Here is a 24,384-nt window from a genome sequence, read left to right as displayed (position 1 = left end):
TCAGTTCAGTTTGAACGACGACATGAACATATCGACTTCGTCCTGCGGCACGTTGTTCTCCTTGCCCATCACGATGACCTGGTAGAAGCGGGTGCCGCGCGATTCGAAATGGCCGACAAGGCGCATCGGTGCGCCGTTCTGCATACCCTTCGCATCGATGTGAATGGCCGCGTCCTTCTTCTCTTCGCGGGTAACGGTAGCGCCGATGTTCTTGATCATCGCGGTCCGCATTGCCGCCACTGCGGCTTGCGCCTGTGCCGCATCCGGCGCTTCGGCGCTGCCGATCGCGAACACGGTGCCGTCGATCTCAGCTGCCGTCATCGTCATGTCGACGGTCAGGCCGTCGAGATTGATGCTGCGCTTGTGCGACACCGGCTTGTCCGGGAACATGGCCTGGTAGGGCGCATCCGGGCTGTTGTAGTCGCGCCAGTTGTAGGCAGGGCTGCATCCGGCCAGCACGAGGGCCGCCAATACAGGGAGGACGAGGGATGAAAGTAGTGATTTGCGCATCCTGCCATGGTAGCAGAACGGCCGTGGCTACAGCTCCCGCAGCCCGCGCCGGAACTGGATCGCCTCGCCGACATGGGCCGCGCCGACCTGCGCCTCGCCGGCCAGGTCCGCGATCGTGCGCGCCACCTTCAGCACACGGTGATATGCGCGCGCCGACCAGTGAAGGCGCAGCATCGCATTGCGCAGGATGTCCGCACCGGTCGAATCGAGGCAGCAGTGCTCGTCCACTTCACGCGTCGTCAACCCTTCGTTGGCTTTGCCCTGCCGCGCCAGCTGAAGCTCGAATGCGCGCAGAACGCGCTGCGAGATGACGGCGCTCGACTCGCCGTCGGCTTGCGCGGACAGGGAGGAAGGCGGCATGGCGGGCACCTCCACCTGGATATCGATCCGGTCCAGCAGCGGTCCGGAGATGCGGTCCTGGTAGCGCAGCACCGCGTCGGTCGTGCAATGGCATTTGTTGGACGGATGCCCAAGGTAGCCGCAGGGGCAGGGATTCATCGCAGCGATCAGGTGGAAGCGGGCAGGGAAGTCGGCCTGGCGCGCGGCGCGCGAAATGGTGATCGTGCCCGACTCCAGCGGCTGTCGCAGCACTTCCAGCACGCGCCGGTCGAACTCCGGCAGCTCGTCCAGGAACAGGACTCCGAAGTGTGCCAGCGAGACTTCACCTGGGCGCGGTACCGACCCTCCGCCGACTAAAGCCACGCCTGATGTCGTATGGTGCGGGCTACGAAACGGCCTGCGCTTCCATTGCGATGCCGTGAAGCCGCCCGCCAAAGAATGGATTGCAGCGCTTTCGAGCGCCTCGTCATCGCTCATTGGAGGAAGCAGGCCGACGAAGCGCGAGGCCAGCATCGTCTTGCCCGCGCCCGGAGGCCCGACCAGCAGCGCGCTATGCCTGCCGGCGGCCGCTACCTCCAATGCGCGCTTCGCATGCAGCTGGCCTTTGACGTCCGCGAAATCCGCATGGCTTTTCACTTGATCGAGCGACGCTTGCGGATGATGCCGCTGCAGCAAACAGTCACCGCCGCGCGCGGCGAAATGAGAGCACACTTCCAGCAGCGACTGGGCCGGATAGATGTGCGCTTTCGGCACCAGCGCCGCTTCGCCGGCATTCGCGAGCGGAAGGATGAAGGCGCGCGGCTCGCCCTGCGAGCGGCGGTGCATTGCGAAGGTCATCGCCAGCGCGCCGCGGATCGGCCGCAACTGCCCCGACAGCGACAGCTCGCCCGCGTATTCGTAGAGGTCGAGCCGGTCGCCCGGAATCTGCTCGGATGCGGCGAGGATGCCAAGCGCGATCGGAAGGTCGAAGCGCGCGGACTCCTTGGGCAGGTCCGCCGGCGCGAGGTTGACGGTGATGCGGCGCGACGGAATTTCGAAGCCGGCATTCTGCAATGCGGCCCGCACACGATCCTTGGATTCGCGCACCTCGGTGTCTGGCAAGCCGACAATGGTGAACGAGGGCAGGCCGCGCGCCAGGTGCACCTCCACACTCACGGCAGGGGCCTCCATGCCGGCTAGCGCGCGGCTCTTCAATACGGCAAGGCTCATGACGTACCTGCATGCTGGGCTAAAAACGTTGATCCTATACGCACGTCGCGCTGCGACCTTGAGTGCGACCAAGAGTATGCGGATAGGTAAGCATCGCTGCGTGCGCTCGTAGTGAAGATAACAACACGCGAAACCTTTCCGTTCGACTAAACTACTCGTCAGGCACGTACGCAACCTAAGGAGCGTCAATGGGCCGCACCAAGGAATTCTTGCAAGAGTTATTGCTGTGGCCAATTTTTGGCAGCATCATGACCGTCTCAGGCGTGCTCGCTGGCTTCCTCGGTTCGTATTACGACGAGGAAATTGTCCAGTCGCTTCATTTTGCGTTGCTGCCGGGGGGAACTTTCCAATGCGCGCCAACGATGTTCTGGTTGATGACGCTCATATTTGCCATCAGTTTTGGCCGTATGGGCGCAGAATCGCAGTCATGCGCAAACGAACGGTGAGTTCAAAGCGACTTTGCGTGAGCTGCTCACGATGCCAAATCGAAGCTTCCTGCTGACATACCAAAGAATCTCGTTAGCCAGTACAAATTTCATTTGGCAACTTCCGCAGGCCCTGCAACTGACCGAACTCGACCGGGCAATCCGGTTCCAGCTGGAGTGTATCTGTAGCGTCGTCGAGGAGTACGACACCGATGCGAGCAACGCGAACTATGGCTGCAACGTCATGCTTTTTGTTGGAGCGGGAAGTCCCAGGTTCATCGCGAACGTGCATCCCGCTATGCACTTACCCTCCTGTCGTCACGCCATCCCAGGTGAACGCTCCTGCACCCAAGCCCAAGCCAGTCGGGGTCGTCAACATTCACCGCAGTCTTCCAGACTCCCGCGCCGCTGAAAAATTCGAATTCCTGTCGCCGCTGTCGATGCCCATGGTCCAAAATCTGGGCAACCTGGTAGAACAGCCAGCTCCCGTAGGGTGCTATACTTTTCACAGGAGGGGGGAAATGGATGATGTTCTAACAATCAAGCTACGGGCGAACGAGAATTTCGATCAGCTTGTCGCGATGGCGGAAGCCAGTGTCCGCGACGCTGTCAACGCGCCTCCTTCCGAAGTTGTCGGCGTGAAGAGCCACATGGGCGGTGTCGAAATGCGCGTCCAGCGGGTCGGATTGATTCAGCGTTTTCTGTTCAACAGATTCGTGTAAGGAAGCTCATGACGAGCGCGCCTCGTTTCGCGGCGAGAGTCATTGACTCACGCCCCGCCAGCCGAACCACCGGCTGCACCATGTAATGGTCGAGCCTTCGCCGATCATAGCCTGGCCGCCGAAGGTCGCTTCGATCAGCGGCCACACGCGCGCGCCGCGGATACAACAACTACGGTTTGACGTCGCTGCCCGCTTCCAGTTCAGCGATGCGCTTTTCCAGCGCATCGAGCTTGGCGCGTGTTTTGGCCAGCACCTGGCTCTGGATGTCGAATTCCTCGCGGGTGACCAGGTCGAGCTTGGAGAAACCCTGGGTCATCATCGCCTTCACATTCTTCTCGATGTCCTTGGCGGGCGAGCTTTCGATCGCCTGGTTGATCTTGCCTTGCAAGTCGGTGAAGAAACTATTCATGTCCATCTGATGTCCTGGTCTGAGGCGACGCACCATTCGGGTGCGCGCGGGTCTTAATATGGTGCGGTGCGGCGGGCGTTGCCGGGTACACAGCTGTTAATAAATTCCAAATAGGTCCGAAACGCAGGAAAAACAAGCCCGCGCCCGGTGAAAAACGGGCTGGCATGAGTCCTGCTAAGGCTTATATGACCGCCGGTCATACGAGATTGTAATCCGCAACCGCACCATACGTTCAAATCCAAGGGAATCGCCCATGAAGAACCTGAAAATGAAGCTGTCCTTCGCCGCCGCGCTGTGCGTGGCCGCGGCAACCTCGGGCGCAACAGCCGCGATGGCGCAGAGCACCGATGGCGAACTGACGTTCAACGCCGCACTGACCTCCGATTACCGCTACCGCGGCCTGTCGCAGACCCGCCTGAAGCCTGCGCTGCAGGGCGGCGCCGATTACGTGCACAAGCCGACCGGCTTCTACGTCGGAACCTGGCTGTCGACCATCAAGTGGACCAAGGACCTGGGCGGCGACGGCGACATCGAATGGGATATCTACGCGGGCAAGCGCGGCGACATTCTTGAAGGCATCAGCTACGACATCGGCGGCCTCGGCTATGTGTATCCTTCCAACGGCCTGAACCCGAGCGCCAACACCTTCGAGGTCTACGGCCAGGTCGGCATGGGCCCGGGCTACATCAAGTATTCGCACTCGACCACCAACCTGTTCGGCACCGCCGACAGCAAGAACAGCGGCTACCTCGACATCGGCGCCAACGTCGAACTGTCGGCCGGCCTGACGCTGAACCTGCACGCTGGCCGCCAGCGCGTCGCCAACAACGGCGCCTTCAGCTACAACGACTACAAGATCGGCCTGTCGAAGGACATGGGCTTTGCCACCGTGGCGCTGGCCGTGGTGAAGGCCGATACCAAGGCTTACTTCAGCCCTGTGAATGGCAAGGACCTGGGCAAGACCGGTGCCGTGCTGTCGATTGCAAAGACTTTCTAATAGCGAGGCAACCATGAAAATGATCACGGCCATTATCAAGCCCTTCAAGCTCGACGAAGTGCGCGAAGCGCTTTCGGAGATCAACGTGCAAGGCATCACGGTGACCGAAGTGAAGGGCTTTGGCCGCCAGAAGGGCCACACCGAGCTGTACCGCGGCGCCGAGTACATCGTCGACTTCCTGCCTAAGACCAAGATCGAGATCGCGGTCGACGACACGATCGTCGAACAGGTCATCGAGACGATCGAACAGGCGGCACGGACCGGCAAGATCGGCGATGGCAAGATTTTTGTCGCTAACCTGGAGCAGGTGGTGCGTATCCGTACCGGCGAAACCGGCAACGAAGCACTCTGAGGGGAACACCTAATGAAAAAAACTATAACAACGTGGCTGGCTGGCGCTGCGGTACTGTTCGCCTTCGCCGGTGCGCTGCCTGCCATGGCGCAGGATGCCCAGGCGCCTGAAACCGCCACGGCGGCGGCTCCGGCCGCTGCCGCGCCGGCCCTCGTCGAAGCGGCACCAGCCGCCGCCCCCGACGCCGCCGCACCTGCGGCCGAGGCTGCGCCGGCGCCGGTTCCGCACAAAGGCGACACCGCCTGGATGTTCATCGCGACCATCCTCGTGATCGTCATGGCGATTCCCGGCCTGGCCCTGTTCTACGGCGGCCTGGTGCGCGCTAAAAACATGCTGTCGGTGCTGATGCAGGTCTTCATGATCTTCTCCGTCATCATCCTGCTTTGGTGCGTGTACGGCTATTCGCTGGCGTTCACCGCGGGCAACGCGTTCATCGGCAGCTTCGACCGCGCACTGCTCACCGGCATCTGGGACCCTGCAAAAGGCGCGTTCGCCTATGCCGCCACCTGGAGCAAGGGCGTCGTCATTCCCGAGTTTGTGTTCGTGGCCTTCCAGGGCACCTTCGCGGCGATCACCTGCGGCCTGATCGTCGGCGCCTTCGCCGAGCGCGCCAAGTTCGCCGCGGTACTGGCATTCATCGTGCTGTGGTTCACCTTCAGCTACCTGCCGATCGCCCACATGGTCTGGTTCTGGACCGGTCCTGACGCGATCACCGATGCCGCCACCGCCGCATCCGAAGGCGCCAAGGCTGGCTGGCTGTTCCAGAAGGGCGCGCTCGACTTCGCCGGCGGCACCGTGGTGCACATCAACGCCGCAGTCGCCGGCCTGGTCGGCGCCATCATGATCGGCAAGCGCATCGGCTACGGCCGCGAAGCCATGGCGCCGCACTCGCTGACCATGACGATGGTCGGCGCCTCGCTGCTGTGGGCCGGCTGGTTCGGCTTCAATGCCGGCTCGGCGCTGGAAGCGGGCGACATCGCAGCGCTGGCCTTCATCAACACCTTGCTGGCGACCGCCGCGGCGACCGTGGCATGGGTGCTGGGCGAGTGGATCTTCAAGGGCAAGCCATCGATGCTGGGCGCCGCTTCGGGCGCGGTTTCCGGCCTGGTGGCGATCACCCCGGCCTGCGGCTTCGTCGGACCGATGGGCGGGCTGGTCATCGGCCTGCTGGCCGGCGTCATCTGCCTGTGGGGCGTGAACGGACTGAAGCGCATGATCGGCGCCGACGACTCGCTCGACGTGTTCGGCGTGCACGGTATCGGCGGCATCCTCGGCGCGCTGCTGACGGCCGTGTTCGCTGCGCCGTCGCTGGGCGGACAGGGCATCTTCGACTACGTGGCCAACAAGGCGTCGCCGGACTATTCGATCGGCGGCCAGCTGGTCACCCAGTTGTGGGCGGTGGGCACGACGATCGTCTGGTCGGCGGTGGTTTCCGTGATCGCCTACAAGCTGGTCGACATGGTCATCGGGTTGCGCGTTCCGGAAGAAGAAGAGCGCGAAGGCCTGGACATTACCAGCCACGGCGAATCGGCGTACCATTCCTGACCTGGCCTAAAATCCCATCCTGCCCCGGCAGGATGGTTCCAGGCGCCCCACGGGGCGCCTTTTTGCGTTCCAGCGGGCCAAACACCTTTAAAATGGCTAAATCATCCCTATTTACGATTCTCAAAATTATTAAAAAAGCCTGAAGGACGTCTTATCCATGGTTCCGCACCTTGCCACAGCCCTGACCGGCCCCCTGCTCGATCTCGAGAAAAAAATCCTGGAGGCGACGCCGGCGATCGAGCGCTGGTTCCGCCTCGAGTGGCAGGAGCACACCCCGCCGTTCTACTGCTCAGTCGACCTGCGCAACGCCGGCTACAAGCTGGCTCCCGTCGACACCAACCTGTTCCCGGGCGGCTTCAACAACCTGGCCACCGAAATGCTGCCGCTGGCGGTGCAGGCGGCCATGGCAGCGATCGACAAGTATTGTCCGGACGCGCGCAACCTGCTGCTGGTTCCCGAGAGCCATACCCGCAATCCGTACTACCTGCAAAACATCGCGCGCCTGATGCAGATCTTCCGCCAGACCGGCCTGCACGTGCGGCTCGGCTCGCTGTCGCCCGATATCACCGAACCGACGCCGCTGGCGCTGCCTGACGGCAACATGCTGGTCATCGAGCCGATGGTGCGCTCGGCCAATGGCCGCCGCCTCGGGCTGAAAGATTTCGACCCGTGCACCATCCTGCTGAATAACGACCTGTCGGCCGGCATTCCTTCGATCCTCGAAAACCTCCACGAGCAGTCGCTGCTGCCGCCGGTTCACGCCGGCTGGGCGGTGCGGCGCAAGAGCAACCACTTTGCCGCCTACGACGAAGTGGCCAAGAAGTTCGGCAAGCTGATCGACGTCGACCCGTGGATGGTCAACCCCTTCCACGCCAAATGCGGCGAGATCAACTTCCAGGAAGACATCGGTTCCGAGTGCCTGGCCGACAACGTCACCATGCTGCTGGCCAAGATCAAGAAGAAGTACAAGGAATACGGCATCAAGGACCAGAAGCCGTTCGTCATCGTCAAGCCGGACGCCGGCACCTACGGCATGGGCATCATGACGGTGCGCGACGCCAGCGACGTCAAGGACCTGAACCGCAAGCAGCGCAACAAGATGTCCGTCATCAAGGACGGCGTGGCGGTCACCGACGTCATCATCCAGGAAGGCGTGCCTACCTTCGAAAGCATCAACGACGCGGTCGCCGAGCCGGTGGTGTACATGATCGACCGCTATGTCGTGGGCGGCTTCTACCGCGTGCACGCCGAGCGCGGCATCGACCAGAACCTGAATGCGCCGGGCTCGCAATACGTGCCGCTGGCGTTCGCGCAGCAGCACGCGGTGCCGGACCTGAAGGCCAAGCCGGGCACGGCGGCGCCGAACCGCTTCTATGTGTATGGTGTGGTGGCGAGGCTGGGATTGCTGGCCGCGTCGCTGGAGATGGAACGCACCGATCCGAATCCAGAAGTCTATTAGCGGCGCCCCTTCAACCCCACTCGGCGTTTCCGGCTAAAATCAGGGTATTACCCGCAATGGAACCGCCCATGAAACTCGCTTTCCTCGCCGACCCGCTGTCCGGCTTCAAGATCTACAAGGACTCGACCTTCGCCATGATGCGCGAGGCGGCACGGCGCGGCCACGCGATCTACGCATTCGAGCAAAGCGACATGGCGCTGGAAGGCGGCATCGTCAGCGCGCAAATTTCCGAAATTACCCTCACCGGCGACGGCGACGACTGGTTCCGCGCCACGCCAAAGGCCAACGCGCGCCTGTCCGAATTCGACGCTGTCATCCTGCGCAAGGACCCGCCCTTCGACATGGAGTACGTGTACTGCACCTACCTGCTCGACCTGGCGGAAAAGCAGGGCGCCTGCGTCGTCAACAAGGCCCAGGCGGTGCGCGACCACAACGAGAAGCTGTCGATCACCCAGTTCAGCGAATACACCTCGCCAACCCTGGTCACGTCGGATTCAACGCGCCTGCGCGACTTCCACGCCGAACACGGCGACGTGATCTTCAAGCCGCTCGACGGCATGGGCGGCGCCGGCATCTTCCGCATCCGCAGCGACGGCATGAACCTCGGCTCGGTGATCGAGTCGCTGACCGACCTCGGACGGGTCACGATCATGGCCCAGCGCTACATCCCCGAGATCGTCAAGGGCGACAAGCGCATCCTCGTCATCGGCGGCAAGCCGGTGCCGTTTTCGCTGGCGCGCATCCCGCAGGCCGGCGAAGTGCGCGGCAACCTGGCCGCCGGCGGCATCGGCGTGGCGCAGCCGCTGACCCGGCGCGACCGCGAGATCGCAGAGGCTCTCGGCCCGACACTGGCGGCGCGCGGCCTGTTGCTGGTAGGATTAGACGTAATCGGCGATTTCCTGACCGAGGTGAATGTCACCAGCCCGACCTGCTTCCAGGAGATCACGGAGCAGGCCGGTTTCGACGTGGCCGCGATGTTCATCGACGCGGTCGAGCAAGTGGCAGGTAAATAAAATGGTAGGCATACTGTTGTTGACCCACGCCCCGCTGGGCCAGGCATTCATTACGGCCGTCGAACACGTGTTCCGCGGCCCGACCGAGTGTTTTGAAGCGATCGACGTCGCCGCCGACCAGGACATCAACCAGGTCAATGAGCTGGCCAAGCAGGCCATCGCCCGCCTCAACGACGGCAGCGGCGTCCTGGTCATCACCGACATCAAGGGCGGCACGCCGTCCAACTGCTGCAATTCTCTGGCGGCGGAAGGCTGCGTCGAAGTCATCGCCGGCATCAGCCTGCCGATGCTGCTGCGCGCGATCACCTATCGCCGCGACACGCTCGACGTGGTCGTCGAGATGGCGCTGGCCGGTGCGCAGAGCGGGGCGGTACGAGTGGACAACCGGATCCGCGTAGGACCGGGATAAGGAAGCGGCTGCGCGCTGCGCGGCCGTACAAATGGCGCAGTTCTGTGTGATTGAGACGAGAAAAAATGATTCAACAGGAACTAGAAATTATCAACAAGCTGGGCTTGCACGCACGGGCATCGGCGAAACTCACACAACTGGCAGCAAAGTTCCAAAGCGATGTCTGGCTGACGCGTAACGCGCGCCGGGTCAACGCCAAGTCGATCATGGGCGTGATGATGCTGGCCGCCGGCATGGGCGCCAAGGTCACCCTGGAAGCCGACGGCGCCGACGAAAATGAATGCGTCGCGGCCCTCACGGCCCTGATCAACGACAAGTTCGGCGAAGGCGAGTAATGCGCGAGCGCGCTTCGTCCCGCTTCCACACTGGACCGCCGATGGCATCGTTTACGCTGCATGGCATACCGGTCTCGCGCGGCATATCGATCGGCCGCGCGCACTTGCTCACGCCCGCCGCGCTCGACGTCAAGCACTACCTCGTCCCCGAAGAACAGCTGGAAGCCGAAGTGCGCCGGCTGCAGGATGCGATCACCGAAGTGCACCGCGGCCTGCAGGCGCTGTGGACCGACCTGCCGAAGGATGCGCCGACCGAACTGGGCGCGTTCATCGACGTCCATGCGCTGATCCTGTCGGACCCGATGATCTCCGAAGCGCCGCTCGACATCATCCGCACGCGCCACTACAACGCCGAATGGGCGTTGGTGACGCAGATCGACGAGCTGTCGGCGCAGTTCGATGAAATCGAAGACCTCTACCTGCGCGAGCGCAAGGCCGACATCCAGCAGGTCGCCGAGCGCGTGCTGAAGGTGCTGATGGGGACCGCGCAGCTGATGCCGCCCCGCGCGGCGGCCGGCGCCGACGAATACCAGCCGCAGATGATCGTCGTCGCGCACGACATCTCGCCGGCCGACATGCTGCAGTTCCGCGACCGCTCGTTCATCGGCTTCGTCACCGACGTCGGCGGCCAGAACTCGCACACCGCGATCGTCGCGCGCAGCCTCGACATCCCGGCCGCAGTCGGCATGTCGCAGGCGTCGCAGCTGATCGAGCAGGACGACTGGGTCATCATCGACGGCGACGCCGGCGTGGTGATCGCCAACCCGAGTGCGCTGGTGCTCGACCAGTACCGCGACCGCCAGTCCGCCCAGCTACGCGCCCGCAAGAAGCTGCACAAGCTGAAGAAGACGCCCGCCATCACGCGCGACGGCGTGCAGGTGGCGCTGCTGGCCAATATCGAGCTGCCGGACGACTGCCCGGGCGCGCTGGACTCCGGCGCCGAAGGCGTCGGCCTGTTCCGCTCCGAGTTCCTGTTCATGGGCCGCGCCGGCCATCCGCACAAGATCCCCGGCGAGGACGAACAGTTCGAGCAGTACCGCAAGGCCGTGGTGGCAATGAAGGGCCGCCCGGTGACCATCCGCACGCTCGACATCGGCGCCGACAAGCCGCTCGACCCGACCGAACACAATGCACTGAACCCGGCGCTGGGCTTGCGCGCGATCCGCTACTGCCTGGCCGAACCGCAGCTGTTCCTGACCCAGCTGCGCGCGATCCTGCGCGCGTCAGCCTTCGGCAAGGTGCGCATCCTGATCCCGATGCTGGCGCATGCGTTCGAAATCGACCAGTCGCTGTCGATGATCGAGCTGGCCAAGGCGCAGCTGCGCGAGGCAGGGCACAAGTACGACCCGGCGGTCGAAGTGGGCGCGATGATCGAGATCCCGGCGGCGGCGCTGTCGCTGCCGATGTTCGTCAAGCGCATGAACTTCCTGTCGATCGGCACCAATGACCTGATCCAGTACACGCTGGCGATCGACCGCGTCGACTACGAAGTCGCGCACCTGTACAACCCGCTGCATCCGGCGGTGCTGCAGCTGATCGCCATGACCATCACCGCAGGCCACAAGGCCGGCATCGATGTCGCCGTGTGCGGCGAGATGGCGGGCGACACCAAGCTTACCCGGCTGCTGCTGGGGATGGGGCTGCGCGAGTTCTCGATGCATCCGGCCCAGCTGCTGTCGGTCAAGCAGGAAATCCTCAATTGCGACATGGCGCTGCTGGCCGCGCACACCCGAAAAATCCTGCGCGCTACCGAACCGTCCGCGATCAGCGAAGCGGTCGAGCAGTTGCAGGCACTCTGAAACACCACAGTAAAGTCACATGCAATCCATTGGAACAGTCTCGCCCAGTTCGATGCACTTCGCCGAACCGCTGGCGCTGAAAAGCGGCGCGCAGATCGGCGGCTACACGCTCGTCTATGAAACCTACGGCACGCTCAACGCGAACCGTTCGAACGCGGTGCTGGTCTGCCACGCGCTGAACGCATCGCACCACGTCGCCGGCACTTACGCCGACCAGCCGAAAAGCACCGGCTGGTGGGACAACATGGTCGGCCCCGGCAAGCCGGTCGACACCGACCGCTTCTTCGTCATCGGCGTCAACAACCTGGGCTCCTGCTTCGGTTCGACCGGCCCGATGCACGACAACCCGGCCACCGGCAAGCCCTATGGCGCCTCGTTCCCGCTGGTGACGGTGGAGGACTGGGTCGCAGCGCAGGCGCGCCTGGCCGATGCGCTGGGCATCGAACAGTTCGCCGCCGTGATGGGCGGTTCGCTGGGCGGCATGCAGGCGCTGGCCTGGAGCATGATGTATCCGGAGCGGCTGCGCCACTGCGTGGTGATCGCCTCGACACCGAAGCTGTCGGCGCAGAACATCGCCTTCAACGACGTCGCCCGCCAGGCCATCCTGACCGACCCGGAATACCACGGCGGCGACTTTTACGCGCACGGCGTGGTGCCTAAAAACGGCCTGAAGGTCGCGCGCATGGTCGGCCACATCACCTACCTGTCGAACGACGACATGGCGGAGAAGTTCGGCCGCAAGCTGCGCAACGCGGCCGAAAATAACGAATACAAGTTCGACTTCGGCGTCGACTTCGAAATCGAATCCTACCTGCGCTATCAGGGCGACAAGTTTTCGGAATACTTCGACGCCAACACCTACCTGTTGATCACCAAGGCGCTCGACTACTTCGACCCGGCGCGCGACTTCAACGGCGACCTTGCCAGGGCGTTGGCCGGCACGCGTGCCGAATTCTTCCTGGCCTCGTTCACCACCGACTGGCGCTTCTCGCCCGAACGCAGCCGCGAAATCGTCGAGGCGCTGCTGTGCAACCGCCGGCGCGTGACCTACGCCGAAATCGACGCGCCGCACGGCCACGACGCCTTCCTGCTGGAAGATCCACGCTACATGAACATGGTGCGCGCTTACTACCAGCGCATCTGGGACCAGATGCCTACGGTGCGCGCATGAATTTCGAAGACCTCTCAACCTTGCGGCCCGACCTGGCCTTTATCGCCCACTGGGTGCCGAACGGCGCGCACGTGCTCGACGTCGGCTGCGGCGACGGCGCCATGCTCAGCTACCTGGGCAGCGACAAGCGCTGCACCGGCTACGGCATCGAAATCGACGACCACAAGCTGCTCGAAAGCGCCGCGCGCGGCGTCGACGTGATCCAGCACGACATGGAGAAGGGCCTCGGCATCTTCGGCGACAATTCGTTCGATACGGTGCTGTGCCTGTCCTCGCTGCAGATGATGCAGCACGTCGAAGCGCTGCTGCGCGACATCGTCCGCGTCGGCGCCGAGGCGATTGTCTCGTTCCCCAACTTCGCCTACTGGCCGCACCGCGTGGCGCTGCTGCGCGGCCGCATGCCAGTGTCGCGCTCCTTGCCATACCAGTGGTACGACACGCCGAACGTGCGCTGCGCCACGATCTTCGATTTCGAGGAACTCGCGGAAGAATGCGGACTCGAAGTGCTGGAGCGCGTGGCGCTGGTGGGCGGCCGTCCGGTATCGGTGCTGCCCAACCTGCGCGGCAGCCTTGCCGTCTTCCGCTTGCGTAAAAAGGCAGGCCCGACTCCGTGACCGCCATTCGTGTACATATCGTGTGCGACTTCGGGCGAATTTTTGAGATGATGGCGTTATCAGATAAACAGCACGGTACCCGCATGAACAAAGTCAAACAAATCGCGCTCGCGGTTACCCTGGCCACCTGCGCCGGCGTCGCGCCGGCCCAGCAAAACGACACCCAGGTCCAGGACGGCATCCAAGTCCGCCCGATGCCGCGCTACCGCGTGCTGGCGTCGGAAGACCAGATGGAACAGCAGGCCAAACAACAGTACACGGCCATGATGGGCGAGGCGCAGAAACAGGGCGCGCTGGCGCCGCCGAACCATCCGCAGGTCGTTCGCCTGCGCACGATCGCCAAGCGCATCATCCCGTATTCGACCCGCTGGAACCCGGCAGCGTCAAAATGGAACTGGCAGGTCAACCTGATCGGCTCCGACCAGGTCAACGCATTCTGCATGCCGGGCGGGCGCATCGGCTTCTTCAGCGGCATCCTGACCAAACTTAAACTGACCGATGACGAAGCGGCAGCCATCATGGGCCACGAGATCGCGCACGCGCTGCGTGAACACGGGCGCGAGCAGATGGTCAAATCGGCCGGTACCTCGCTCGGCATGCGCCTGGGCGGCGCACTGGTGGCTGGATGGCTCGGCATCGACCCGCGCATGACCGACACCGTGGCGCAGTACGGCACCCAGCTGCTGTCGCTGAAGTACTCGCGCGATGACGAACGTGAAGCCGACCTGATTGGCCTCGACCTGGCCGCACGCGCCGGTTACGACCCGCGTGCAGGCATCGCGCTGTGGCAGAAGATGGCGTCGCTGAGCAAGGGCGCGCCGGCCAGCTGGCTGTCGACCCACCCGGGCGGCGCCGACCGCATCGGCCAGATGAACGACCACATGAACGTGCTGCTGCCGCTGTACGCGCGCTCTAAGGGCACGTCGGCGTCGAAGCTGCCGCCGTACCGCACCACCGCACTGAGATAAATGGGACGGCAAGCCGCTATCAACGCTGTCCGGCCGCTTCCTGTCAGGGACGGCGTCGCGCCAAGCTACCTGTGGCTCGGCGAGGACCGCGACGGCGGCATGCTGGCCTTCCTGTGCGGCCACTTTCCGGCCGTGGGCGAGGCCGCGTGGCGCGGCCGCATGGCGCGCGGCGAGGTGGTTGACGGCGCCGGCACGGCGCTCGATGAAGCCAGCCAGGTAAAGCGCGGCATGCGCATCTGGTACTACCGCGAGGTCGACACCGAAACCCCGATTCCGTTTGAAGAACAGGTGCTGTTCCGCGACGCGCACCTGGTGGTGGTCGACAAGCCGCACTTCCTGCCGATGACGCCCAGCGGTCGCTTCCTGCGCGAGACGCTGCTGGTGCGCCTCAAGGAAAAGTTCGGGCTGCCGCACCTGACACCGATCCACCGGCTCGACCGCGAGACCGCCGGCGTGGTGATGTTCTCGCACTGCGAAGCGAGCCGCGGCGCCTACCAGTCGCTGTTCCAGCAACGCAGCGTCGAGAAGACCTACGAGGCGCTGGCCGCGCCGATGGCCGGACGCAGCTTCCCCTTCACCCATCGCAGCCGCATGGTCGACGGCACCCCGTTCTTCCGCATGCAGGAGGTGGAGGGCGAGCCAAACTCGGAAACCCTGGTCGATGTCATTGGCGGGCGCGGCGACGCGGTCCTGTACCGGCTGGAGCCGTACACGGGCCGCAAGCACCAGCTGCGCGTGCACATGGCCGGGCTGGGCGCGCCGATCCTCAACGACGCCTTCTATCCGGTCGCGCTGCCATGCAAGGGAGATGATTTTACGAAGCCGCTCAAGCTGCTGGCGCGGTCGATCGCCTTCCGCGACCCGCTGAGCGGGCAGCAGCGCCGCTTCGACAGCAAGCGCGTGCTGGACTGATTACAGCAGGGAGATGTGGAAGGTCAGCACCGGCGTGCCGATGATCTCCGCGTAGGCATTGCCCGCAACGTCGGCAATGCTGTCCGCTTCCAGTGTCAGCGAGTAGTGCCCCAGGGCGATGGCCGGGCTCACGGTCAGCATGGAGTGGTCGGCATTGGCCGGGGAAACGCCCATCGACCACGCGGCATCCTGGCCGACGCCGATAAGGGTAAGCAGGCCGCCAACCAGGCCGGTCATCTTCAAGGAACCACTGACGAAGCTGACGTGTTCCGAGAACGTCAGCGTCACGTCGCCCGAGGTGAGGCCGCCTTCCAGCGGTGTGGTACCGATGATGGCCGGTGCGGTGGTGTCGATCCTGATGTCGAGCGCGGGCGAAGGGTCGCTGGCGTTGCCGGCTGCGTCCACCAACCCGACGGTGATGCTGCGGCTGCCTTCGGCAAGCGCGTTGTCGGGCGCTACGGTCCAGGCGCCATCCGCACCTACCGTCGCCGAACCGACCTCCACGCCATCGGCAAACAGCTTGACGATATCGCCTTCGGCGCCGAGCGTGCCTGCGAACTGCGGCAGCGCGTCGCGTGTGATGTTGTCGCTGTCGGAGCTGCCGGTATCGCTCGCCGGCAGCAGGTCGGCTATCGACGGCGCCGGCGGCGCAGTCAGGTCCGGCCCTGGCGGCGTGGCAAACGACAGTGGGACGCCGACTGGATTGCCGGCCGCATCGGTCAGCGCGTCGGGCAGTGTCACCGTGTAGCTTGTCCCCGGGGCCAGCAGGCCGCCAGTGGCGAGCGTGACCGTCATGCCGTCCTCGGAGATGATGACGTCCCCTTGTCCGACTGTGACGTTGCCGTTTGCGCTTGCGAAGACGATTTCGGCCTCCGGGTCGGTCCAGTACACCGCTTCGGTGAAAGTGAGCGCCAGCGCGGACGCCGGGTCGACGGTCTCGGGAAGGCCAGTGATTTCGGGCGCGGTCGTATCGAGCGTAAAACTCAGGGAGCGTGTGGCACTCGTCTTGCCGGCCGGGTTGGTGAAGTAGGCGATGACCGTGTTCAGCCCTTCGGCAAATTCGCCGCCGATGAAACTCCAGGTCTTGTCGGCGTTCGCCGGAACACTTTGCGACACGCCGTTGATGACGACCTTCAGCGTCGTCCCCGACGGCGCGCCGACGAACTTTCCGCTCAGGGTCTGGATCGGCTCGTTAGTCAGTTTATCGGTGGACGAGATGCCGGTATCGTTGAATTCAAGCTTGCTGTCGACGACAGGCGTGACCATGGTGTCGACGGCGTAATTGTTGGAGCTGGCCGTGCCGGCATTGAGATTGCCGGCCATGTCGCGCACGCTGCCGGCACGCAGGGTGATGACGTTGGTGGTGTCGTCCTGGCCCGACGTTGGCGTGAACAAGGCGGTCCAGGTGCGGCCGTCGTCTGCGCTGGCGAAGTCCGACAGCATACCGTTGGGTGTATCGAAGTCGGCCGCATCCGGGGCCTGGACCGATTCGCTGAATTCGATCGTCATGATCGCGGTGTGGCCCGAATTGAAGCTTTCCCGGTTCACCGAGAACGTCAGTGCTTCCGGCGGGGTCGAATCGCCGAACGGCGTGAAGTTGAACGTCCCGGAGTCCGAGATGCCGCCGAACGGCATGTCGTTGGCGCCCACCAGCACGCCCTTGCCGATCAGGACACTGTAGTTCACGCCTGATTTCAGCGCCGACGATATGGTGATGGTGACGCGTTCGCCGTCGAACGAGACGTGCGCAGTGTCGTTGACGTCGATCGCGCGGGTATCGGTGGCCCCGACAATGCGCACCTTGGGCAGGCCGGTAGCGCGGTCGATCACGGTCTGCGCCGCGCCGTCGGTAATGTAGATCATGCCGCCGGCCGCGTGAACGTCTTGCGAGAACGCGAGCACGATCGCCGGCGTGACGGAGACGCCCTCCGTTGCGCCGTCCGACGGCGAGGTCGCGTCGAAGTCGATGACCGGCGACAGGGTCATGCCCGGGCCCTCGCCCGCGCCGCCGCCCTGGCTGTACCCGAGCGCGTCGGTCACGAAAGGATGCGGCACCGGAGCGCCGGTGTAGCCGCTGCTTGCGAACAGCTGGTTGATCAGGGCAAGCGGCTGGTCGAGCAGCAGTGCGCTGTCGATCTGCTGCTTGCTCGGGGCCGAACCGGTGATGCCGTGGTACTGCGCGATGATCTTGATGGTGGCGTCGGTGGCGGCGGCCATTTCGGGCGATGCCGCGATCGCGGCGAGGACATCGGCGCGCGAAGCCTGGCCAAGGGCCATCTGCTCAACCCAGTACGCCTTGCCGGCAGTGTCCGGCGCGCGGCCCAGCGCATTTTGGTAAATCAGGTCGATGAAGTCAGGGTTGCGCGCGGCGCCATAGACTTCGGCGAACTCCGCGGACATCGCAAAGGCTTCGGCGGTGGCGTCAAGCGACAGGCCCGCCTGCGCTTTCTGCAGCCAGTAGCCCAGGCCCGCAGCGTCGGGAATGCGGTCGAACGCGCTGTAGTACAGGCGCGCCACCGGTGCGACCGCATCCGCGAACTCGGCGCTCTCCAGGAAATGCCGCGTTACCTCGGCCGCGCCAAGCGCGCCGGTATCGATCGCCTGCGACCAAAAGCCACGTCCAGCATCGTCGGCAGGGCGTCCGAAGAAGGTCAGGTAGAGCTGTTCTACGAAGGCTGGAGTGCTCATGATCTGGATGCCACCTGGGCGCAAAGTTGGGGTTTGGGCGGGCGTGTCGACAGCTGCCGCCGGAAGGCGTAGTGTATCAACAAAGCAGATACTATTTTCGTGGGGAAACGTTTACCAGCACGGAATTTGCGTGGTGGCAACTTAATCGTGCTGAAAAACCACGCTAGTCATGGGCCATGCGTCATGAATAGCTGGGTTTTTGACAAGAAGGTCGGCTCAGAAGCCGTAATCGATGATCAGCGGGGCGTGGTCGGAAAAGCGCTCATCCTTGTAGATCGCGACGGTTTTCGCCTGCGCCGCGATGCCGGGGGTAGCGACGTGATAGTCGATGCGCCAACCGACGTTCTTGGCCCAGGCCTGGCCGCGGTTGCTCCACCAGGTGTACTGCTCCTCGCGCTTGTCGATGCCGCGGTGGACATCGACGAAACCAAGTTCGTCGAAGATGCGGGTCAGCCACGCGCGCTCCTCTGGCAGGAAGCCCGAGTTCTTCTTGTTGCCCTTCCAGTTCTTCAGGTCGATTTCGTGGTGCGCGATATTCCAGTCGCCGCAGATGACGACCTCGCGGCCTTCCGCCTTCAGCTCGAGCAGGTGGGGCAGGAACACCTCCATGAAGCGGAACTTCGCCTCCTGCCGTTCCGGCGACGACGAGCCGGATGGGCAGTACACGGAAATGATCGACAGGTCGCCGAAATCGCAGCGCACGTAGCGGCCTTCCGCATCGAACTCGGGGCAGCCGAAACCGGTGCGCACCGCATCCGGCTTGGCGCGGCTGTAGATACCGGTGCCCGAGTAGCCCTTCTTCTCGGCGTAATGGAAGTGGCCGTGATAGCCGCCCGGGGCGAGGAACTCCTCGGTCATGTCAGGCAGCTGCGCCTTCAGCTCCTGCACGCAGATGAAGTCGGCGGTTTGCGCCGCCATCCAGTTGAAGAAACCCTTCTTGTGGGCGGAGCGGATTCCGTTCAGGTTCGCTGAAATAATTCGTGGCATGGTTCCAGGGGGAGTAGGGGTGGCGTAAAATACCGCCAGATTTTAACAGTGAGGTCTTCGTGAACAATTTGCGCCAACAGTTTATCGCTTTTTCAGTATCCACGGGCGTGTTGCGCTTCGGTGAATTTACGACCAAGGCGGGGCGCCTGTCGCCGTACTTCTTCAACGCGGGCCTGTTCCACGAAGGCGCGACGCTCGGCCAGCTGGCGCAATTCTACGCCCAGACGCTGCTCGACTCCGGCGTCGAATTCGACATGCTGTTCGGGCCCGCCTACAAAGGCATTACGCTCGCCTCCGCGACCGCTGTGGCGCTGGCCGGCAAGGGCCGCGACACCTCGTTCGCCTTCAACCGCAAGGAAGCCAAGGACCACGGCGAAGGCGGCACGATCGTCGGCGCCAAGCTGCAAGGGAAGGTCGTCATCATCGACGACGTGATCTCGGCCGGCACCTCGGTGCGCGAATCGGTGCAGATGATCCGCGCGGCCGGCGCCGAGCCATGCGCGGTACTGATCGCGCTCGACCGCATGGAACGTTCGGGCAAGGACGACGCGCTGTCGGCCAGTTCGGCGGTACAGGAAGTCAGCCGCGAGTTCGGCATCCCGGTGATCTCGATCGCCAACCTCGACGACCTGTTCACCTACCTCAACGCCGAAGGCGCCGACCGGCAGCTGGGCCAGTACAAGGAAGCCGTCGCCGCCTACCGCACCCGTTACGGCGTGTAAAGATTTTAGAATGTTTCGGCATATAAAAATCGGGGTCCGTCCCCGGGGACGGACCCCGATTTAATTAAGCGAAAACTTTATCCCGCGAGTTTTTTCTTCAGCAGTTCCGTCAGCTGGGCAGGATTGGCTTTGCCTTTCGAGGCTTTCATCGCCTGGCCGATCAGCGCGTTGATGGCCGCTTCCTTGCCGGCGCGGTATTGTTCAACGGATTTTTCGTTGGCAGCGAGGACGTCGTCGACAATCTTTTCCAGCGCGCCGCTGTCCGAAATCTGGCGCAGGCCTTTCTGGTCGATGATCGCGTCGGCAATGTGCTCGTCAGTCGACTTCGCTTCCCACATCGCGCCGAACACTTCCTTGGCGATCTTGTTCGAGATGGTGCCGTCGGCAATCCGCTTGAGCAGCAGCGCGAGCTGCGATGCTTCGACCGGCGACTCCGCAATGCTGACGCCTTCGCGGTTCAGGGTCGACGAGACGTCGCCCATCAGCCAGTTGGCGGCGGCCTTCGCATTTTCCTTGCCGGCCTTGGCCACGACGGCTTCGAAGTAGGCCGCCATCTCGTGCGACGAGGTCAGGATCAGGCTGTCGTATTCCGGCAGCGCGTAGTCGCTGACGAAACGCACGCGCATCGCCGCCGGCAGTTCCGGCATGTCGGCCCTGATCCGCTCGACCCACTCTTGCGAGATCACCAGCGGCGGCAGGTCAGGGTCAGGGAAGTAGCGGTAGTCCTGGGCGTCTTCCTTGGTGCGCATCGCGCGCGTTTCCTTCTTGTCCGGGTCCCACAGGCGCGTCGCTTGCTGCACCTTGCCGCCGTCTTCGATCAGTTCGATCTGGCGCCGCACTTCGTAGGCGATCGCTTCTTCCATGAAGCGGAACGAGTTCAGGTTCTTGATCTCGCAGCGGGTGCCGAATTCCTTCTGGCCGCTTGGCCGCACCGAAACGTTGACGTCGCAGCGGAACGAGCCTTCCTGCATATTGCCATCGCAGATGCCGAGCCAGACCACCAGCGAGTGCAGCGCTTTCGCATACGCGACCGCTTCGGCCGAGCTGCGCATCTCCGGTTCCGACACGATCTCCAGCAGCGGCGTGCCGGCGCGATTGAGGTCGATGCCGGTCATGCCGGCATAGTCTTCGTGCAGCGATTTGCCGGCGTCTTCCTCGAGGTGGGCGCGGGTCAGGTTGACCGTCTTGGTCTCGAGCTTGCCGTCCTTTTCGTAGCCGAAGGTGAGCTGGCCGCCGATGACCACCGGGTCTTCGAACTGGCTGATCTGGTAACCCTTCGGCAGGTCGGGGTAGAAGTAGTTCTTGCGCGCGAAGACGGAGCTCGGCGCGATCTTTGCGCCGACGGCCAGGCCGAGGCGGATGGCGCGTTCGACCGCGCCCTTGTTCATCACTGGCAGCACGCCGGGCAGCGCCAGGTCGACCGGGCTGGCCTGGGTGTTCGGCTCGGCGCCGAACTGGATCGAGCTGCCGCTGAAAATTTTGGAGTTGGTCGTGAGCTGGACGTGGTTCTCAAGACCGATGACGACTTCCCATTGCATAGGTTTCTCGCTTCTTTGAATGTTAGATGCCGCTTGGAGCGCGCGTATGCCAGTCGGTCGCCTGCTGGAACTGGTGCGCGATGTTCAGCAGCTTCGCTTCGGCGAAGTAGTTGCCGATGATTTGCAGGCCGACCGGGCGCTTGCTGTTCTTGTCGCCCTGGCCGAAGCCGCACGGGATCGACATGCCCGGCAGGCCGGCCAGGCTGGTCGACAGCGTGAAGATGTCGGCCAGGTAGTTGGCCACCGGGTCGTTCGACTTGTCGCCCAGGTCCCACGCTACCGTCGGCGCCACCGGGCCCATGATGACGTCGCACTTGTCGCCGAGGACCGACTGGAAGTCGTCGGCGATCATGCGGCGGATCTTCTGCGCCTGCAGGTAGTAGGCGTCGTAGTAGCCGTGGCACAGCACGTAGGTGCCGACCATGATGCGGCGCTGTACTTCCGGGCCGAAGCCTTGGGCGCGCGTCTTCTTGTACATGTCCTGCAGGTCCTTGTACTCGGGGGCCCGGTGGCCGTAGCGCACGCCGTCGAAGCGCGACAGGTTCGACGATGCTTCCGCCGGCGCGATGATGTAGTAGACCGGGATCGACAGCGAGGTTTTCGGCAGCGTGATGTCGACCAGGGTCGCGCCGAGCTTGACGAATTCGTCGAGCGCTGCGCGCACCGCCTGTTCGACGTCGGCGGCCAGGCCTTCGCCGAAGTACTCCGTCGGCACGCCGATGCGCAGGCCGCCGAGCGGCTTGGCGAGGTCGCGCGCGAAGTCTTCGCGCACGTTGCCCTGTTCAGCGGTCAGCGAAGTCGCGTCGCGCTCGTCGAAGCCGATCATCTCGTTGAGCAGCAGCGCGCAGTCTTCCGCGGTCTGCGCGATCGGGCCGCCCTGGTCGAGCGACGAGGCGAACGCGATCATGCCGAAGCGCGAGACGCGACCATAGGTCGGCTTGATGCCGGTGACGCCGCAGAACGCTGCCGGCTGGCGGATCGAGCCGCCGGTGTCGGTCGCGGTGGCCGCCGGCGCCAGGCGCGCGGCAATCGCGGCGGCCGAGCCGCCCGAGGAGCCGCCCGGCACCGCCAGCTTGTCCCACGGGTTCTTCACCGCGCCGAAGGCCGAGTTCTCGTTCGACGAGCCCATCGCGAATTCGTCGCAATTGAGTTTGCCGAGGTGGACCATGCCGGCCGCGTTGAAGCGCTCGACCACGGTGGCGTTGAACGGGCTGGTGTAATTGCCCAGCATTTTCGAGCCGGCCGTCGAGCGCCAGTCGCGCGTGACGAAGATGTCCTTGTGCGCGATCGGCACGCCGGTCAGCGGGCCGGCGCTGCCGCCGGCCAGGCGTACGTCGGCCGCCGCCGCTTGCGCCAGGGTCAGCGATTCGTCGACGTGCAGGAAGGCGTTCAGGTCGCTCGACTTGATGCGCGCAAGGTATTGCGAGGCCAGTTCGGTGGCGGACACCTGTTTCGCATGCAGGAGTTCGGACAGCTGTTTCAGGGTTTTAGTATGCATGGCTGGTGGTCGAATCCGTGATTACTCAATAACTTTTGGTACCAGGTACAGGCCGTCCTGGGTTTTCGGCGCCGGCGCTTGGTAATCGTCGCGGCGGTTTTCCTCGGTGACCACGTCGTCGCGCAGGCGCAGCGTCAGCGTATCCATGACGGCGGCCAGCGGCTGCGACAGCGGCGCCACACCGGTGGTATCGATCGCCTGCATTTGCTCGGCCAGCGCGAAAATGCCGTTCAATTCATTCAATGCGGTCGCGGCGTGGGCCTCGTCCATATCGAGCTGCGCCAGGTGGGCAATGCGTTTTACATCTGAAAGTGTCAGGGACATGGCAGGATAGCGCGGCGCTGGCCGCGTTTAAAATGTTGTGGGCGAATGGTGAAACTTGAATAACAGAGCGTTAAAGACGATAAAAGCTTGTTAATGCCGCCGATCTCGTCGAGCGAACTGGCATGGAAAACACCGGTTTTTCAGCATTTACACGCCAAATTATAAGGTAGAATGGCGGGCTAATGCGTTGCGGAGGCTGAATCCTGGCCTTCGCAGCTTGCGAAACTGCGCGACGGTGCGACAAGATACGCGCGGCGACGGTATCCTTATTAATGTTAAATGCGCAGCCGATTGCGCTACAGGACACACATGTTTGGTTTTTTACGCAGCTATTTTTCGAACGATCTCGCAATTGACCTTGGTACCGCAAATACGCTGATTTACGTGCGTGGCCTCGGCATCGTACTGGACGAGCCATCGGTGGTGGCAATTCGCCAGGAAGGCGGCCCTAACGGCAAGAAGACCATCCAGGCAGTTGGTAAGGAAGCGAAGCAGATGCTCGGCAAGGTGCCTGGCAATATCGAAGCGATCCGCCCGATGAAAGACGGCGTGATCGCCGACTTTACCGTCACCGAGCAGATGCTCAAGCAGTTCATCCGCATGGTGCACGACTCCAAATTCTTCCGTCCTTCGCCGCGCATCATCATTTGCGTGCCGTGCGGTTCGACCCAGGTCGAGCGCCGCGCGATCCGCGAATCGGCGCTCGGCGCCGGCGCATCGCAGGTCTACCTGATCGAAGAGCCAATGGCCGCGGCCATCGGCGCCGGCCTGCCGGTGTCGGATGCAACCGGCTCGATGGTCGTCGACATCGGCGGCGGCACCACCGAAGTGGGCATCATCTCGCTGGGCGGCATGGTGTACAAAGGGTCGGTGCGCGTCGGCGGCGACAAGTTCGACGAGGCGATCGTCAACTACATCCGCCGCAACTACGGCATGCTGATCGGCGAGCAGACCGCCGAGGCGATCAAGAAGGCCATCGGTTCGGCGTTCCCTGGCTCGGAAGTCAAGGAAATGGAAGTCAAGGGCCGCAACCTGTCCGAAGGCATTCCGCGTTCGTTCACGATTTCGTCCAACGAGATCCTCGAAGCGCTGACCGACCCGCTCAACAACATCGTGTCGGCGGTGAAGAACGCGCTCGAACAGACCCCGCCCGAACTGGGCGCCGACATCGCCGAAAAGGGCATGATGCTGACCGGCGGCGGCGCGCTGCTGCGCGACCTGGACCGCCTGCTGATGGAAGAAACCGGCCTGCCGGTGCTGGTCGCCGAAGACCCGCTGACCTGCGTGGTGCGCGGTTCGGGCATGGCGCTCGAACGCATGGACAAGCTTGGCTCGATCTTCTCCTACGAGTGATCGGCCTGCGCTGGCCGCACTTGCGGCGGCCCGCCCTGTGCCCCGGCACGGATGCCTGTTTCGGCGCGGGGCGTGTGCGCGCCCCG

24 protein-coding genes are annotated in these 24,384 nt (G+C 63.6%); 16 read left to right on the top strand and 8 right to left on the bottom strand.

Annotated elements, in window-relative coordinates; all coding sequences use genetic code 11:
- The gene (locus tag HHL21_RS19705; protein ID WP_169469076.1) at nt 1-510 is read right to left on the bottom strand and encodes a hypothetical protein; all 510 of its coding nucleotides are present in this window, start codon (nt 508-510) and stop codon (nt 1-3) included.
- A gap of 27 nt (nt 511-537) precedes the next feature.
- Nucleotides 538-2,058: a YifB family Mg chelatase-like AAA ATPase gene (locus HHL21_RS19700; protein ID WP_169469075.1), complete on the bottom strand. Its 1,521-nt coding sequence runs from the start codon at nt 2,056-2,058 to the stop codon at nt 538-540.
- A gap of 188 nt (nt 2,059-2,246) precedes the next feature.
- On the opposite strand from HHL21_RS19700, the gene HHL21_RS19695 reads away from it, so the two are divergent.
- Together HHL21_RS19695 and HHL21_RS19690 are read left to right on the top strand one after the other, a co-directional pair.
- Nucleotides 2,247-2,504, top strand: a complete 258-nt coding sequence (locus tag HHL21_RS19695; protein WP_169469073.1) for a hypothetical protein — start codon at nt 2,247-2,249, stop codon at nt 2,502-2,504.
- Nucleotides 2,505-3,004: 500 nt separating this feature from the next.
- On the top strand, nt 3,005-3,205 hold the full coding sequence (locus HHL21_RS19690; RefSeq protein WP_169469072.1) for a hypothetical protein: 201 nt from the start codon (nt 3,005-3,007) through the stop codon (nt 3,203-3,205).
- Between the two features lie 169 nt (nt 3,206-3,374).
- Here HHL21_RS19690 and HHL21_RS19685 read toward each other — a convergent pair whose 3' ends face one another.
- Nucleotides 3,375-3,620, bottom strand: a complete 246-nt coding sequence (locus HHL21_RS19685; protein ID WP_169469070.1) for an accessory factor UbiK family protein — start codon at nt 3,618-3,620, stop codon at nt 3,375-3,377.
- A gap of 247 nt (nt 3,621-3,867) precedes the next feature.
- Between HHL21_RS19685 and HHL21_RS19680 the strand changes: the two genes are divergently transcribed.
- The 12 genes from HHL21_RS19680 (at nt 3,868) to HHL21_RS19625 (ending at nt 15,188) form a co-directional block, all read left to right on the top strand.
- Complete coding sequence (locus HHL21_RS19680; protein WP_169469068.1) at nt 3,868-4,611, top strand: TorF family putative porin; 744 nt, start codon at nt 3,868-3,870, stop codon at nt 4,609-4,611.
- Nucleotides 4,612-4,624: 13 nt separating this feature from the next.
- Nucleotides 4,625-4,963: a P-II family nitrogen regulator gene (glnK, locus tag HHL21_RS19675; RefSeq protein ID WP_169469066.1), complete on the top strand. Its 339-nt coding sequence runs from the start codon at nt 4,625-4,627 to the stop codon at nt 4,961-4,963.
- A 12-nt stretch (nt 4,964-4,975) separates the two neighbouring features.
- Nucleotides 4,976-6,508, top strand: coding sequence for an ammonium transporter (locus HHL21_RS19670; protein ID WP_169469064.1), 1,533 nt, complete (start codon nt 4,976-4,978; stop codon nt 6,506-6,508).
- Nucleotides 6,509-6,665: 157 nt separating this feature from the next.
- A complete protein-coding gene (gene gshA, locus HHL21_RS19665) occupies nt 6,666-7,967 on the top strand; it encodes a glutamate--cysteine ligase (protein WP_169469062.1) in 1,302 nt (433 codons plus the stop codon).
- A gap of 68 nt (nt 7,968-8,035) precedes the next feature.
- The gene (gene gshB, locus HHL21_RS19660; protein WP_169469060.1) at nt 8,036-8,980 is read left to right on the top strand and encodes a glutathione synthase; all 945 of its coding nucleotides are present in this window, start codon (nt 8,036-8,038) and stop codon (nt 8,978-8,980) included.
- 1 nt (nt 8,981) lies between these two features.
- Entirely contained in the window at nt 8,982-9,389 is a 408-nt protein-coding gene (locus HHL21_RS19655; RefSeq protein ID WP_169469058.1) for a PTS sugar transporter subunit IIA, read from the top strand.
- 65 nt (nt 9,390-9,454) lie between these two features.
- The gene (locus HHL21_RS19650; protein ID WP_169469056.1) at nt 9,455-9,724 is read left to right on the top strand and encodes an HPr family phosphocarrier protein; all 270 of its coding nucleotides are present in this window, start codon (nt 9,455-9,457) and stop codon (nt 9,722-9,724) included.
- Between the two features lie 41 nt (nt 9,725-9,765).
- Nucleotides 9,766-11,523: a phosphoenolpyruvate--protein phosphotransferase gene (ptsP, locus tag HHL21_RS19645; protein ID WP_169469054.1), complete on the top strand. Its 1,758-nt coding sequence runs from the start codon at nt 9,766-9,768 to the stop codon at nt 11,521-11,523.
- A gap of 19 nt (nt 11,524-11,542) precedes the next feature.
- Entirely contained in the window at nt 11,543-12,694 is a 1,152-nt protein-coding gene (gene metX / locus HHL21_RS19640; protein WP_169469052.1) for a homoserine O-succinyltransferase MetX, read from the top strand.
- Nucleotides 12,691-13,308, top strand: a complete 618-nt coding sequence (gene metW, locus HHL21_RS19635; RefSeq protein WP_169469050.1) for a methionine biosynthesis protein MetW — start codon at nt 12,691-12,693, stop codon at nt 13,306-13,308. Before metX ends, metW begins: the two co-directional genes overlap by 4 nt.
- Before the next feature lie 83 nt (nt 13,309-13,391).
- A complete protein-coding gene (locus HHL21_RS19630; protein ID WP_169469048.1) occupies nt 13,392-14,276 on the top strand; it encodes a M48 family metallopeptidase in 885 nt (294 codons plus the stop codon).
- Nucleotides 14,277-15,188 carry a pseudouridine synthase gene (locus tag HHL21_RS19625; protein ID WP_169469046.1) on the top strand — a complete coding sequence of 304 codons (912 nt, stop codon included), beginning with the start codon at nt 14,277-14,279 and terminating at the stop codon, nt 15,186-15,188. It abuts the gene before it with no gap.
- Here HHL21_RS19625 and HHL21_RS19620 read toward each other — a convergent pair whose 3' ends face one another.
- Nucleotides 15,189-17,876 carry a DUF4214 domain-containing protein gene (locus HHL21_RS19620; protein WP_169469044.1) on the bottom strand — a complete coding sequence of 896 codons (2,688 nt, stop codon included), beginning with the start codon at nt 17,874-17,876 and terminating at the stop codon, nt 15,189-15,191.
- Between the two features lie 216 nt (nt 17,877-18,092).
- The gene (locus HHL21_RS19615) at nt 18,093-18,863 is read right to left on the bottom strand and encodes an exodeoxyribonuclease III (protein WP_169469042.1); all 771 of its coding nucleotides are present in this window, start codon (nt 18,861-18,863) and stop codon (nt 18,093-18,095) included.
- 59 nt (nt 18,864-18,922) lie between these two features.
- Here HHL21_RS19615 and pyrE point away from each other — a divergent pair, with 59 nt between their 5' ends.
- Complete coding sequence (pyrE, locus tag HHL21_RS19610) at nt 18,923-19,585, top strand: orotate phosphoribosyltransferase (RefSeq protein WP_169469040.1); 663 nt, start codon at nt 18,923-18,925, stop codon at nt 19,583-19,585.
- Nucleotides 19,586-19,662: 77 nt separating this feature from the next.
- Here pyrE and gatB read toward each other — a convergent pair whose 3' ends face one another.
- Genes gatB through gatC form a run of 3 tightly spaced genes read right to left on the bottom strand, consistent with a single transcriptional unit; the run spans nt 19,663 to nt 22,945 of the window.
- Nucleotides 19,663-21,123 carry an Asp-tRNA(Asn)/Glu-tRNA(Gln) amidotransferase subunit GatB gene (gatB, locus tag HHL21_RS19605; RefSeq protein WP_169469038.1) on the bottom strand — a complete coding sequence of 487 codons (1,461 nt, stop codon included), beginning with the start codon at nt 21,121-21,123 and terminating at the stop codon, nt 19,663-19,665.
- Between the two features lie 22 nt (nt 21,124-21,145).
- A complete protein-coding gene (gene gatA / locus HHL21_RS19600; RefSeq protein WP_169469036.1) occupies nt 21,146-22,621 on the bottom strand; it encodes an Asp-tRNA(Asn)/Glu-tRNA(Gln) amidotransferase subunit GatA in 1,476 nt (491 codons plus the stop codon).
- Between the two features lie 21 nt (nt 22,622-22,642).
- Nucleotides 22,643-22,945, bottom strand: coding sequence for an Asp-tRNA(Asn)/Glu-tRNA(Gln) amidotransferase subunit GatC (gatC, locus tag HHL21_RS19595; RefSeq protein ID WP_169469034.1), 303 nt, complete (start codon nt 22,943-22,945; stop codon nt 22,643-22,645).
- 309 nt (nt 22,946-23,254) lie between these two features.
- Between gatC and HHL21_RS19590 the strand changes: the two genes are divergently transcribed.
- The gene (locus tag HHL21_RS19590) at nt 23,255-24,298 is read left to right on the top strand and encodes a rod shape-determining protein (RefSeq protein WP_018057985.1); all 1,044 of its coding nucleotides are present in this window, start codon (nt 23,255-23,257) and stop codon (nt 24,296-24,298) included.
- Nucleotides 24,299-24,384: the final 86 nt, after the last annotated feature.

It is taken from the genome of Massilia polaris (genome assembly GCF_012927275.1).
GTDB lineage: Bacteria > Pseudomonadota > Gammaproteobacteria > Burkholderiales > Burkholderiaceae_D > Telluria_A > Telluria_A polaris.
Note: the sequence above shows the minus strand (reverse complement) of the source record. Positions and strands in the feature narration are given on the sequence as shown.

Bases quoted from the DNA above. Each gene is read 5' to 3' on its own strand.
- HHL21_RS19705 (WP_169469076.1), bottom strand. From the start codon at position 510: ATGCGCAAATCACTACTTTCATCCCTCGTCCTCCCTGTATTGGCGGCC.
- HHL21_RS19700 (WP_169469075.1), bottom strand. From the start codon at position 2,058: ATGAGCCTTGCCGTATTGAAGAGCCGCGCGCTAGCCGGCATGGAGGCC.
- HHL21_RS19695 (WP_169469073.1), top strand. From the start codon at position 2,247: ATGGGCCGCACCAAGGAATTCTTGCAAGAGTTATTGCTGTGGCCAATT.
- HHL21_RS19690 (WP_169469072.1), top strand. From the start codon at position 3,005: ATGGATGATGTTCTAACAATCAAGCTACGGGCGAACGAGAATTTCGAT.
- HHL21_RS19685 (WP_169469070.1), bottom strand. From the start codon at position 3,620: ATGGACATGAATAGTTTCTTCACCGACTTGCAAGGCAAGATCAACCAG.
- HHL21_RS19680 (WP_169469068.1), top strand. From the start codon at position 3,868: ATGAAGAACCTGAAAATGAAGCTGTCCTTCGCCGCCGCGCTGTGCGTG.
- glnK (WP_169469066.1), top strand. From the start codon at position 4,625: ATGAAAATGATCACGGCCATTATCAAGCCCTTCAAGCTCGACGAAGTG.
- HHL21_RS19670 (WP_169469064.1), top strand. From the start codon at position 4,976: ATGAAAAAAACTATAACAACGTGGCTGGCTGGCGCTGCGGTACTGTTC.
- gshA (WP_169469062.1), top strand. From the start codon at position 6,666: ATGGTTCCGCACCTTGCCACAGCCCTGACCGGCCCCCTGCTCGATCTC.
- gshB (WP_169469060.1), top strand. From the start codon at position 8,036: ATGAAACTCGCTTTCCTCGCCGACCCGCTGTCCGGCTTCAAGATCTAC.
- HHL21_RS19655 (WP_169469058.1), top strand. From the start codon at position 8,982: ATGGTAGGCATACTGTTGTTGACCCACGCCCCGCTGGGCCAGGCATTC.
- HHL21_RS19650 (WP_169469056.1), top strand. From the start codon at position 9,455: ATGATTCAACAGGAACTAGAAATTATCAACAAGCTGGGCTTGCACGCA.
- ptsP (WP_169469054.1), top strand. From the start codon at position 9,766: ATGGCATCGTTTACGCTGCATGGCATACCGGTCTCGCGCGGCATATCG.
- metX (WP_169469052.1), top strand. From the start codon at position 11,543: ATGCAATCCATTGGAACAGTCTCGCCCAGTTCGATGCACTTCGCCGAA.
- metW (WP_169469050.1), top strand. From the start codon at position 12,691: ATGAATTTCGAAGACCTCTCAACCTTGCGGCCCGACCTGGCCTTTATC.
- HHL21_RS19630 (WP_169469048.1), top strand. From the start codon at position 13,392: ATGAACAAAGTCAAACAAATCGCGCTCGCGGTTACCCTGGCCACCTGC.
- HHL21_RS19625 (WP_169469046.1), top strand. From the start codon at position 14,277: ATGGGACGGCAAGCCGCTATCAACGCTGTCCGGCCGCTTCCTGTCAGG.
- HHL21_RS19620 (WP_169469044.1), bottom strand. From the start codon at position 17,876: ATGAGCACTCCAGCCTTCGTAGAACAGCTCTACCTGACCTTCTTCGGA.
- HHL21_RS19615 (WP_169469042.1), bottom strand. From the start codon at position 18,863: ATGCCACGAATTATTTCAGCGAACCTGAACGGAATCCGCTCCGCCCAC.
- gatB (WP_169469038.1), bottom strand. From the start codon at position 21,123: ATGCAATGGGAAGTCGTCATCGGTCTTGAGAACCACGTCCAGCTCACG.
- gatA (WP_169469036.1), bottom strand. From the start codon at position 22,621: ATGCATACTAAAACCCTGAAACAGCTGTCCGAACTCCTGCATGCGAAA.
- gatC (WP_169469034.1), bottom strand. From the start codon at position 22,945: ATGTCCCTGACACTTTCAGATGTAAAACGCATTGCCCACCTGGCGCAG.
- HHL21_RS19590 (WP_018057985.1), top strand. From the start codon at position 23,255: ATGTTTGGTTTTTTACGCAGCTATTTTTCGAACGATCTCGCAATTGAC.